The sequence below is a fragment of the Paenibacillus sp. HGH0039 genome (genome assembly GCF_000411255.1).
In the GTDB taxonomy this organism is placed as follows: domain Bacteria; phylum Bacillota; class Bacilli; order Paenibacillales; family NBRC-103111; genus Paenibacillus_F.
Genome location: NZ_KE150413.1, coordinates 632,247 through 644,987 on the forward strand (window position 1 = coordinate 632,247; position 12,741 = coordinate 644,987).

Annotated in this window: 7 protein-coding genes; all 7 read left to right on the forward strand. The window is 56.1% G+C overall.

The window, feature by feature from the left end; translation table 11 throughout:
• The first annotated feature begins 320 nt into the window (after positions 1-320).
• The 7 genes from HMPREF1207_RS17180 to HMPREF1207_RS17210 all read left to right on the forward strand — a co-directional run bounded on the left by HMPREF1207_RS17180 (position 321) and on the right by HMPREF1207_RS17210 (position 12,725).
• Complete coding sequence (locus HMPREF1207_RS17180; RefSeq protein ID WP_009672173.1) at positions 321-6,422, forward strand: phosphodiester glycosidase family protein; 6,102 nt, start codon at positions 321-323, stop codon at positions 6,420-6,422.
• 386 nt (positions 6,423-6,808) lie between these two features.
• Entirely contained in the window at positions 6,809-7,531 is a 723-nt protein-coding gene (locus tag HMPREF1207_RS17185; RefSeq protein ID WP_016423840.1) for a response regulator transcription factor, read from the forward strand.
• Positions 7,528-8,484, forward strand: a complete 957-nt coding sequence (locus tag HMPREF1207_RS17190; protein ID WP_009672210.1) for a sensor histidine kinase — start codon at positions 7,528-7,530, stop codon at positions 8,482-8,484. The genes HMPREF1207_RS17185 and HMPREF1207_RS17190 overlap by 4 nt, the downstream gene beginning before the upstream one ends.
• Positions 8,485-8,572: 88 nt before the next feature.
• Entirely contained in the window at positions 8,573-9,496 is a 924-nt protein-coding gene (locus tag HMPREF1207_RS17195; RefSeq protein WP_009672021.1) for an ABC transporter ATP-binding protein, read from the forward strand.
• Positions 9,489-10,184: an ABC transporter permease gene (locus HMPREF1207_RS17200; protein ID WP_009672071.1), complete on the forward strand. Its 696-nt coding sequence runs from the start codon at positions 9,489-9,491 to the stop codon at positions 10,182-10,184. Before HMPREF1207_RS17195 ends, HMPREF1207_RS17200 begins: the two co-directional genes overlap by 8 nt.
• An 88-nt stretch (positions 10,185-10,272) precedes the next feature.
• Positions 10,273-11,532, forward strand: coding sequence for an ArnT family glycosyltransferase (locus HMPREF1207_RS17205; RefSeq protein WP_009672175.1), 1,260 nt, complete (start codon positions 10,273-10,275; stop codon positions 11,530-11,532).
• Positions 11,533-11,747: 215 nt separating this feature from the next.
• Positions 11,748-12,725, forward strand: a complete 978-nt coding sequence (locus HMPREF1207_RS17210) for an S-layer homology domain-containing protein (RefSeq protein WP_009672042.1) — start codon at positions 11,748-11,750, stop codon at positions 12,723-12,725.
• The last annotated feature ends 16 nt before the right edge of the window (positions 12,726-12,741 follow it).

The following is a 12,741-nucleotide window of genomic DNA, read 5'->3' on the forward strand; positions in this document are numbered from 1 at the left end:
ACATCGGAACTTTGTCTCTCGGGGCGGTTCCGGTGTCTTTTTCTAGTTTCAAAAAGAGAAAATTAACAAAATTTTTTGCCATATTTAAATTAAATAATAAAATAATACTTCAAAAAGCGCTTTCTTTCCCTGATAATAGAAAAGGTGGGGGTATTTCTAAATCATGAATGAAAGTGCTCCCGGTTCATAAAATCTTTATAAAGATAGGGGGTGGAGTTTACAAGACAACCGTATACTTTCCTGGCATGGCCCACTGCTCAACAGCCGGAATGCGGAAATGACGACAAACTTTGAACCAGCTTGGGAGGTATGTGACGATAATGGTGAAAAACAGACGGAGACTGGCATCTTTTCTCAGCGGAATGATGCTGTGTTCCATCCTGCTGCCGGCAGGACAGGGATTAGCGGCAGTGCCCGGCACGACAGCGTCGGCAGGGCAAATCGTGGACAAACGGGTGGTGGAAATAGGGCCCGGTGCCACGTACCAATGGATGAATATGAAGCTGGACCGGGGACCGGAAAAGCTCCATTTTGTAGAGTTCGATCCCAAAAACGCGGCTTTGGAGCTGCAGGCGGGCAAAACCGGGGGCAAGGTTTACGGGATGCAGGGCGTCAGCCAAATGGCTGCGGATGCGGACCGGACGGGCAACCGGGTCATTGCGGCCGTTAACGGAGATTTTTACGATATGTCCACGGGAATTCCGATGGGGCTGTTTATGGGAGAAGGCCAAATTCTTGCGAGTCCCCCGGCGGATTGGTACGCCTTCGGCATAAAAACCGACGGGACGAGTCTTTACGGGCCGAGCCCGAAGCTGACCCGGACCCTTGCGTTCGGCGGGCAGAGCAGTCCCCTTACGGACATCAACCGGCTGCGGGGAACGGAGTCGCTCGTTCTTTACACACCCGAGTTTCACACTTCAACGATGACCAACGACCTTGGGGACGAGGTGGTGCTCGATGTGACGGGCGGAGCCGTGCAGAGCGGCCAGACGCTTGCGATGAAAGTATCCGAAGTACATAAAAACAAGGGAAATACCCCGCTAGCCCAAAATCAGGTGGTTTTGTCGGCCTCGGGCAAGTTCCGGGATACGCTGGCCCCGCTGAAGCCGGGGGATGACGTCACCGCCAGCTTTACGCTGGAAGGCGAATGGAAAGACGTCCGGGTGGCCATCGGCGGCTCGGGGCTGCTCGTCAAGGACGGGGCCGCCCAGCCGCACAGCGATCCGGCGGCGCATCCGAGAACGGCCATCGGGACGAAAGCGGACGGTTCCGTCATCCTGCTGGAAATCGACGGCCGTCAGCCGGGCTTCAGCGAAGGCGTGGACTTGACGGAGCTGGGCCGACTGATGAAAGACCTCGGCGCCGTCAATGCGCTGAACCTCGACGGGGGCGGATCTTCCACCTTCGTGGCGCGTATGCCTGGCGAGAAAACGCGGAAAATTCTGAACACGCCGTCCGACGGCGGAGAACGCAAAACCGCAAACGGTCTGCTGCTCGTCAACAAAGCGCCGGAGGGCGCTGCGGATAAACTGGTCGTTCAGCCGCAAACGGAGCGTGTGCTGACCGGCTCGTCCGCTGCGTTCAAAGCGGCTGCCGTAGACGCCAATCTGCATCCCGCGCCTTTTAACGGGACTCCGCAGTGGAGCATCGATCCGGCGGTCGGGACGTTTGCCCCGGACGGCACGTTTACTGCCGGCTCCAAGGCGGGCGAAGCTGTCATCACGGCTGCCTCGGGCGGGTTGACGGGAACCGGGAAGGTGGAAGTCGTGGAAGATTTGACCGAACTTAAATTTGCCGATGCCGTCAGAACCTTCACGTCCGGCAGCTCGGAAACGCTGAAAATAACGGCTTTGCGTGACGGGCAGGTCGTTCAAGCGGACAACAGCCGGATTCAGTGGCGCACCGAGGGGCCGATCGGCTCGATTGACGCCGCCGGGGTTTTTACCGCCACGGCCGAAACCGAGAAAACCGGAAAGATTTATGCCAAATACAAGAACGTAGAGACATCTCTGGATGTGCATGTCGGTGTTCCTCCGGTTATTCTGGAAGACTTCGAGAACGGGCTGGACCGCTACAATCCGAGTGCGGGCGCCCAGTTCAAGAGCACCGGCGTGAGCATCGAAACGGATGAAGAATTCGTGCGTTTCGGCAAAAACTCGCTGAAGCTGGCCTACGATTTTACCGGGATGCCGGGAACCTCGGGTGCTTATCTGCAAGTAAAAAGCGGCGCCCAGCCCATCCAGATTCCGGGCTACCCCGAGAAAATCAGCATGTGGGTATACGGGGACGGGAACAAGCACTGGCTTCGCGCGCAAATGCGCGACGGCAAAGGTGCCGTGGCGCTTGATTTTGTCGACCAGACGGTAGGGGTCGATTTCAAAGGGTGGAAGTACCTGGAGGCCGTCGTGCCTAAAGGAAGAACCCTCCCGCTGACGATGGATATGCCGGTCCGCTATATGGAGACCTCGTCGGCCAAGAAAGACGCCGGAGCGATCTACGTCGATCAGATCCGGGCTCTTTACGGGCCTGCGCAGGACGATATGGACCCGCCTGTCCTGAAAAATTTCTCGCCGGCCGAAGGCGAGACGATTAAATCGAACCTGCCGACGATCAAAGTGTACGGGGAGGACTACGGCTACGATCCCGCCAAGCATCCCGGCACGACTCTGATCGATCCGGACAAAATCCGATTCTATCTCGACGGGGCCTTGGTCCAGCATACGCTGTATCCGCCGGAAGGCCGGATTTACTACACGCCGGGTACGCCTCTGGCGGACGGAATCCATCAGGCGAAGGTTTCGGTCCGTGACCTGTCGGGCAACCAGACGACCAAAGAATGGACGTTCAACGTCGACACGGGCTCGGCCAAAATCGTGTACGACACGCCCAAAGATGTGTATGCGGGCGGAACGTATTCCCTCGATGTTAAAGGCATCAAAGCCGCAAGCATCAGAAACGGCCGCATCGACTTCGCTTTCGATCCGGGTAAAGTCGAAAACATCCGGCTTGTCCGCGGTCCGAAGCTCAGCGATATACAGCTGATAGCTGACATTGACGGCGCAGCGGGTCTTGTAAGCCTGAAGATGAAAGAGCTTCAGACGGCCTCCCTGACGGATCAGGATATCATCGGCCAAATTCAGTACGATATCCGGAAGGATGCGGCCGGCACGAATCTTATCGCCTTTAAGTCCGGCTCCGTTTCGTTTGCGAATACGGGGGATACGAGCTTCTCCTTCTTCGGCCTGCCGCTCTCTTCGGAGATCAGCAACCAGTTGAAGCTGGAATGGAACGACTACGGTCACGTGCAGGGATACGAAACCGAGCTTGTCGTGAAAGACGAGCAGGGTGCCGCTGTCGAAGGGGCCACGGTGCTCGCGGACGGTTCTTCCATCGGAACGACGGACGCTCAGGGCAAGCTCCGTACGCAGGCGCTGACGGCCGCCGTCAAAAGCTACAAGCTGCAGGTGGCGAAAGGGAACGCCTACAGCGCGGTTTCCGTCTTTGCGGTATCCCCCCTCGGAGGGAGCGAGACGCCTTATAACATTGGCGTGAACATGGGTCCGGACCCGGCCGCATCGCGCGCGTTTATCTGGCATACGAATCCCGGAACCGAACCGACTGTGGTCGAACTCGTCAAGCAGTCGGAATTTACGGATTTTCAAGGCAGCGGCGTGAAACGGATTACGGGAGACAGCAGCTTGTACAGCACGCTGGATATCGGGACGATCCGCATTCATAAAGCGGTCGCGGACGGCCTGGAGCCGGGAACCTCTTACGTGTACCGCGTAGGAGACGGTAAAGGCCATACGAGCAAGCAGGGTACGTTCAAGACGGCGGAACTTGCGGGAGACCATACGAAATTTCTGTATTTTGCGGATTCCCAGGCTGGGGATCAGGCAGGTTTTAATTTGTGGGGCAACACGGTGAAAAAAGCGGTCGCCGACAACCCGGACGCGGAATTCATGGTTCATGCCGGGGATATGGTCGACAAAGGCTTTAACGAAAAAGAATGGAACATGTGGTTCGGTGCGGCCCAGGATGCGTTTTTGAACACGACGCTCGTGGGAACGATCGGCAACCATGAAGTCATGGGAACGAGAGAAAACAGCGACTTCCTGGCGCATTTCAACCAGCCGGGCACCGGACTGGACAGCTTGAAGGGCAGCAGCTTTTCCTATGACTATAAGGACGTTCACTTTGTGGTGCTGAACAGCGAATATCAGTATGAAGAGCAGAAAGAATGGCTGAAGAAGGATCTGGCCAAAACGAATAAGAAGTGGAAGGTCGCCATTTTCCACCGGGGTCCGTACGGAAGCATCTACGATACCGCCGAACTCCGGAGTTTGTGGGCTCCTGTACTTGAGGAGAACAAGGTGGATCTCGTGCTGAACGGGCACGATCACATTTATTTGAGAACGTACCCGATGAAAAATAACCATATCGTGGCGGACGGACAAGGAACGACCTATGTGGTTGCCGGTTCCAGCGGTCCGAAATTTTATCCGGTCACCAAACGGGACTGGCAGCGGGTGATCGACGAGGAGCAGACGCAAATGTACGCTTCCATCGACATTACCGGCGACGAGCTGAAATTTGTGACGAAAACGGTCGGCGGCCGGGTCGTGGACGAATTCAGCTTATATAAGAAGCTGGTTCCTCCGGCATCCGTTGAAATTGAACAGCAGAATCTCAAGCTGGCCGTAGGAGAAAGCGTGAAACTGACCGCCGCCGTCAAACCGGCTAACGCGACGGACCAGAGCGTGACATGGTCCGTGTACAGCTCGACCCCGGCAGGCGCCGTAACTGTAACGGCCGATGGAGTGGTCCAGGCGGCGGGTCTCGGTACCGCGGTGATCCGGGCGACGAGCGTCACGGCGCCCGATGTTTACGGAGAGACGACCGTGACGGTGGACCGGCTGCCGTCGGGTCAGCTTGCTTCCATCGAGCTGTCCGGCAAGGGTTCGCTTAAAGTCGGGGAAACCGATCAGACGGTTACCCGCGCGGTTTACACGGATAACAGCCGGTTCGACCTGCTGGACGGCGTGACATACAGCAGCAGCCGGCCGTCCGTGGCGCAGATCGACCCGCACGGAGCGGTGAAAGCCTTGACGGAAGGAACGACCGTCCTGTCCGCCGTCTACGGCGGATTCAACGCGCAGTACGAGCTGACGGTGAAGGCTTCCGGCAGCGGAGGCAGCGACGGCGGCAGCGGAGGAGACTCCGGCGGCGATAACGGCGGCGGAACTCCGCCAGTACCGCCGGTAGAGCCGCCCGTGAAGCCGCAGCCCGGCTCCGCCGGCAAGCTTGCCGCCACCGCCGCAGAGCTGACGGCGATGAAAGCCGCAGGCGCGGTCACGTTCGTGGCGTCCGCGCCGTTTGAAGAGCTGGCGCTGCCGGGGAATGCCGGCGCGCTCTTGGGCGACACCGCCGTCCGCGTCCAAGCGGGCAACGTGGCGGTGACGCTTCCCGCAGCCGTCCTGCGCGAGCTGGGCGAGCTGGTGCCGGCCGCCGAGCGGGAAGGCAGCACGCTGAAGCTGAGCGCGGCACGGATCGCCGGCGAAGACGCCCGCAGGCTGCTCGGCAGCGCATCGGCCGCATCCGGGGCGCGGCTTGCGGCGGGAAGCGACCTGCTGGAGTTCCGTCTGACCGTCACGACGAAGGACGGCAAAACGAGCGAGCTGACGAAGTTTGCGAAGCCGGTCACGATTGAGCTTCCGGTCGGCGCGAGCGTGGACGCAAGGCTTGCCGGCATTTATCAAATCGCCGGAAGCGGCGCCCTCGAATATGCCGGCGGTACTTGGCACCTGGGCAAGCTTTCGGCCGATGTGAATCATTTGGGCACGTATGCCGTGCTGGAATACGGCAAAGCCTATGCCGATGTGCCCGCAGATCACTGGGCCGCCGGAGTCATCAAGGAGCTGACGGCCCGGCACCTGATTGAGGGGATGACCGAGAACACGTTTGCTCCCGAGCGGAAAGTGACGCGGGCGGAGTTCACCGCCATGCTCGTCCGTCTGCTGAATTTGAAGGCGGAGGGAGCGCCTACTTTCTCCGACGTGTCCGGACAGGATTGGTACGCGGGCGCCGTTGCCGCAGCTTCCAAGGCCGGACTCGTAAACGGCGTCAGCGCCTCCGAATTTGCGCCGGAAGCGGTCATCAAGCGCCAGGAAATGGCGGCGATGATCGTACGGGCGTACGAGGCTGCGGCCGGGAAGAAGGCAGCCGGAGGCGAGCCCGTCCGTTTCGCCGACGTGGAGGCTTCTCCCGCATGGGTGCGGGAAGCCGTCGACGCCGCCTCGCGCCTGGGGCTCGTGAACGGGCGCACGGCCGACGGATTCGAGCCGGAAGGCACCGCCACTCGCGCCGAAAGTGCGCAGGTGACCGCTAACCTGCTGAATAAGCTGGGAGGCGTCATCCGCTAACGGGGGTGGCCACCGCCATGCGTCGCCACACATGCGTCGGTAGAGCATGCGGTGTGTAAATAGACGGGATAACACGAGTAACCCGAGTAACCCGAGTAACACGGGGAATCCCTCCTGCCTCGGGAAATTTTATAAGGTGCGGTACTGAGATAATGGGAGAAGCGCCGATCACGCTGCGGATTTAGTATATGCTTTCATGTTCCGCATTCCGGCGAGTGCCGGAGAGAGGACAGCTCCTCCCGAACACAGCCTTGTTTTAACCACCTGCCCGGCGTCTCAGGACGACGAGGCAGGTTTTATTTTGCCGTAAAACTTCTGGAACTTTCTACCGGGCTTTTCCGAAACATGATATGATTCAACCGAAACAGATTGCAGGAATGGACGGGATGAACATGCAAAATACACTGCTGCTTGTGGAAGACGACGCGGAAATCAGCGATATGGTAAGCGATTATTTGACGAAGGAAGGATTCGTAGTCGTGCGCGCCTATGACGGGGAAGAAGCGGTCCGCAAGTTTCGCGGTCAGCCGTTCGATCTGATTCTGCTGGATCTGATGCTGCCGAAACTGGGCGGCATGGACTTCCTGCAGAAGGTGCGGCAGACGAGCCTCGTCCCCGTCCTGATTACGTCCGCCAAGGACGGCGACGTCGATAAGGCGCTCGGTCTCGGTTTCGGCGCGGACGATTATATCGCCAAGCCGTTCTCCATGATCGAGCTGGCCGCCCGGATCAAAGCGGCGATCCGCAGGGCGACGCAGTATGCGGCGGCCGCGCCCGTGGAACGGACACCGGCCCCGCCCGAAGTGCTGCGCGTTCGCGAGCTGGTTATCGACCTCGAAAACTTTTCGGTAAGCAAAAACGGGTCGGAGCTGAAGCTGACGTCCAAGGAGTTTCATATATTGAAACTGTTTGCCGGTCATCCCAAACGGGTTTTTACGAAAGCACAAATTTACAGCTCGGTATGGGAAGACGAGTATTACGGGGATGAAAATGTCATCAACGTCCATATGCGCAGGCTGAGGGAAAAGATCGAAGACGATCCGTCGAATCCGGTTTATATCAAAACGCTGTGGGGAATCGGCTACAAGCTGGGGGAATTCGGCGAATGACCGGGTGGACGGGATTGCTGCTCGCCCTGCTTGCCGTTTCTCTCGTTCTTCACTTCGTTCAGTACAGAAGCAAAAAAAAGCGGGACGAAAGCCTCGTTTACATAACGACCCGGTTAGACGGGATTTTAAGGGGAGGCGTCCCCCAGGGAAAACTGCTTCATCTGACGGACGACAAGCAGTTGATCGCTCTGCTGAACGGGCTGAACGGGCTTGTGGAGGTCAATCAGCGGATGACGGCCACGTACAATAAAACCGAAGATTCGATGCGCAAAATGCTCGCGAACATTTCTCACGATCTCAAAACGCCCCTCACGGTTGTGCTCGGCTATATGGAAACGCTCATTCAAAATCCGTCCACACCGGCCGAAGAACGGGAACGGCTGCTGGACAAAGTCCATGCGAAGGCCCGGGAAGTTCTTGCTCTGATCAATCAATTTTTCGATCTCGCCCGCCTGGAGTCCGGTGACCGGGACATCCCCCTGAACCGTATCCATCTGAACGAAGTGTGCTCGCAGACGATACTCGCTTTCTATGAACCGCTGACTTCCAAGGGTGTGGAGGTTGTGATCGCGATGCCGGAGACCCCTGTTTACGTGTTGGGGAACGAAGAGGCGCTTGTGCGCATTTTGAACAACCTTATCTCCAACGCCTCCCAATACGGCAGCGACGGGAATATGCTGGGCCTTACTCTGCGCGAGGACGAGGAGCATGCCTATGTCGAGGTGTGGGACCGGGGCAAGGGGATCAGCGAGTTTCATCAGGACCGGGTTTTCGAGCGCATGTATACGCTGGAGGATTCCCGCAACCCTCTTTATCAGGGAAGCGGCCTCGGGCTTACGATCACGAAACGGCTGGTGGAGAAGCTCGGCGGCGTCATTACGCTGACCAGCAAGCCTTACATGAAAACGTCGTTCACCGTAAAACTCAAAAAAATAGCTTACGGTAGGACGTAAGATTTTTGTAAGAATCGAGTAATAAAAAAGAGAAAATCGGAAGCTAAACTAAGAATCAGAAAGAGGAGATACGAAAGGGGTCAATCCAATGGGCACATTGCTAAAAACGACGCGGCTGACGAAAGTGTTTGACGGCAAAGAAGTGATTTCGAACGTCGATATGACGATCCGGCAGGGGGAAATCTACGGGTTTCTCGGATTGAACGGAGCGGGCAAAACGACCGTGATGAAAATGATGGCGAATCTGATTAAACCGACCGGCGGCGAAATTGAAATTTTCGGTGAAAAACTGACGGAGAACTCTTACGAGATTCTGAAACGGATGGGCAGCATTATCGAGTATCCGGTGTTCTACGACAGGCTGACCGCGCTGGAAAATCTGGAGCTCCACTGCGAATATATGGGCTTCTATAATAAAGCCGCCATCGGGGAGGCTCTGGACCTGGTTCAGCTGAAAAATATCGACCGCAAGCCGGTCAAAGACTTCTCGCTCGGCATGAGGCAGCGGCTCGGTATCGCGCGGGCCATCACGACCCGTCCGGAACTGCTGCTGCTCGATGAGCCGATTAACGGACTGGATCCCGTCGGCATCAAGGAATTGAGAAATCTTTTCAAGATGCTGAGCAAGGAATACGGTATCACCCTGCTGATCTCCAGTCACATTCTGGGCGAGATCGAACAAATCGCCGATACGGTCGGCGTCATCAGCGAAGGCAAGCTGATTGAACAGGTGCCGATGGACGAGGTAAGAGGCAGACATACCGAATATATCGAAGTGGTTACGCCGGACCTCAACAAAGCGGTCTATGTGCTGGAAAGCAAGCTCGGTATGAGCAATTACAAAGTCGTCGGCGATACAATGATGCGCATTTACGAACGGGGAGTCTCGCAGGCGGAAATTTCCAAAGTTTTGCTTCTGAACGGAGTGGAAATCGAGGCCTTGAACAAGAAGGCGAGCTCGCTTGAAGACTATTTCCTGCAATCCATTCACGGAGGCGGCGTCCATGCTTAAATTGATGAAACTCGAGCTTAAAAAATATAAAATCGGCGGATACTTCCCGGGCATTCTGATCGCCAACGCCGTGATTCTGCTGCTTATCGGCGGTGTTCATGTGGCGGAACAGATAGACAACGTCATTGATGCTTATCAGGACTATGCGATGGCGTTCGGTGTCATCATCGGGTTCGTCAAGATCACCTTCGTTATTTTTGCCTCCGCCATTCTGGCCAGGCTTGTGATCGGGGAGTATAATGCCAAAACGGTCAACATTCTGTTCACCTACCCGGTCCGCCGGAAAAAGATCATGGCAGCCAAGCTGCTGCTGGTCAGTCTCTGGACCTTCGCCACGGTTTTCCTCTCCGGCTTGTTTGTAACCGGCGTTTTCCTGCTGGCGGACGCTTGGCTGAATATGGTGCCCGAAACGTTAACCGCCCCAATGATCGTGGATCACGTTCTGCGTATTCTGCTGAACGCCGTGTCGGCGGCAGGGATTTGCCTGATTCCGCTTCTGTTCGGGATGATGAAGAAATCGGTTCCCGCGACGATTGTTTCCGCCGTTATCCTGGTGACCATCACCGATTCGAACAACATGGGGTTCTCGCTGAATGCCGGATATATCCTTCCGCTTGTTTTTGCGGCTGCCGGTGTGCTGAGCGCGTTCTGGTCCATCCGTAAAATAGAAACGTCCGACGTCCTTTAGATGGGCCCGTTTGGAAATAAAGGCAAAGTATTGAACCCTTCCTCCAAGATAGTGTATGATGATCCGGTGAGGAAGGGAGAATAGGAAAATGTTTACTTTAAAGGAAGAAAGCCTGAGAACAAAACGGATTTTATATGCGCTCATGGCAATTGTATTGGCCGTTTCCGCATTTACGGCGCTATATTACGGAGACGCTTTTTTACTGGGTACCTACGAGAAAATGGACAATGACGACGTCAAATATATGTATGCGGCCAAGGTGCTTCTGGAGGAAGGGACGCTCGTTTACAAAAGCTATCCGAACCCGACCCTGTTCATTATGCCGGGCTTTCCCGTGATGCTGGCTTTTTTTATGTGGCTATTCGGGGATTACGAGAATACGGCGATCGCCGTCAGGCTCTTTCAATGTGTCCTGCAGGCGGCTTCCGTTTATCTGCTGTTCGTTATCACCCGGCACATGTTCAATTCCCGGGTTGCGCTCGTCGCTTGTATCATCGCCGCTCTTTATCCGCCGAACTACTACACCAGCGGTGTAATCTTGTCGGAAGGGATTTTCCAGATCATCTTCCTGCTGATGGTGTGCATGACCTTGTACGCGCTCAAGAAGCCGTCCGTCGGCAAATACATAGCAATCGGGGCTCTTCTGGCCCTTTGCGCTTATTTTAAGCCTCAATTTATTTTATTTCCGCTTCTCATCGGCGTCACTTGGCTGATCCGGCGGGTCCCGTTCAAGAAAATGGTTCTGTACACGGCGACAATCGTTCTGACCGCCTGCCTGCTGTTAAGCCCCTGGTGGGTCCGGAACTATGCCCATTTCGGCAAGTTTATCCCGTTTACGGACTCGTCAGGCAATCCGATGCTGATGGGGGTGCTTCCGGGCGAGCCTTCTCCGGGATTTTTTAAAGAATATCCGCAATATTCGCCTGACGTCTACGACGACTCTACGGAGAAAGTCGGCCACATTATTTTGTACAGCTTGAAAACGAAACCGTTCGAAACGATCAAATGGTATTTGTTCGACAAAACGATTCTGGCTTTCGAGCAGACGTTCTACTGGCTGGACTTCTGGGGCATGTCTTACCATTTCGTTCTTGCTCTCCATATTATTTTGTGCGTGCTGGGAGTCGCGGGTTTTATAGCGGCCTTGATCAGACGAAGATGGGATATTCTCGTTGCGGCGTTAACGGTCGTGTATGTGATCGGGGTACACATTCCGTTCGTCCAGTTCTCAAGATACATGTATCCGATCATGTTCATCTTTACGATTTTTGCCGCCTACCTGATCGCGGTGCTGATCCAATCGCTGTCGTCCCGGAAGTCTTCTTCCGTCAGCCGGATGTATCCGTAATAACGGCTTACCGCTTGACTCGTGCCGGAACGGACGTCCGTGGAATGGTTACGAAAGCGGAGAATGTTGTAACTTTAAAAGAACGCCTGAATTTGGTAGCATGGAATAGTCTTCCATTTCATCCAAATCAGGCGTGCGCGGCCGGACTTCTGGAAGGGAGTCCGGTCTTTTTTAGTTCTTTTACACGTTAACGGGATTGGAGAGTGACCGGTGCTATGAAAAAAGGGGCTAAAGCGGCCACGGCCGCACTGTTGGCTTTCAGTTTATCGGGTGTCTACGCTTCCGCGTCTTACGGTGAAGGGAGCGTGTTCAAAGACGTTCCCGGCGATTTCTGGGGCAGAGACGTAATCGAATGGGCGGTGAGCGATAAACTCGTCGACGGTTACCCGGACGGGACTTTTAAGCCTGCCCAGGCTGTGGTGCAAAACGAGTTTCTGGCCATGCTGATCCGCGCTTACCGGCCGGCGGATTTCAAACCGGATCCGGGCGGTTCCGACTGGGCCTCGCCTTACGTGGACTATGCGAGCCGGCTGGGGTGGCCGGTCGTTCAAACGTCCGTCATCGACCGGAACGCTTCCGCGCGGAAAGCGCTGACGAGAGGCAGGGCGGCCCAGCTTCTCGCAAGCGCATCGGGCAGACATTACAGCGTAGACGATTCCATCCGCTATCTGCTGGATGTGGGGCTGGCCGAAGGCAAAGAAGCGCGTACCCCGGAAGGCTTCGGCAAAGACGATACGCTGAGCCGGGCCGAGGCCGTTACGTTCGTGCAGCGGCTGAAGGTAAACGAGAGCCGTCTGCGGCCCAGCCCCGGCAGTTTGGAGGTTTATGATTTGAGCAAGCTGAATACGGTGGCTTACGCCAACAAGACGTACGGATATTCGTTCAAACTTCCGGCGGAGTGGGAAGGCAAAATCGACATCGAAGAAGACGGCACGTCCGTCCGGTTCATTCATCGCGCGAGTAAAGACGCCGGCGGTCTTCTCTTTACGATAAACGTGGGCCTCAAAGAGGATTACGAGCAGACCAACGAATTGATCCGCACCGTCTATCTGGGCGCGAAAGGGGATCGGCACGTCTATATCTGCTACCCGTCCGATGTGCAGTACAGTCTGGAAGATACCAAGACGAGCGCGGAGTATCACGATCTGTCCGACGGGATCAAGAGCTTGAAACCGACCTTTCAATGGAAGTAGGGCAGGGGCAAGGCTC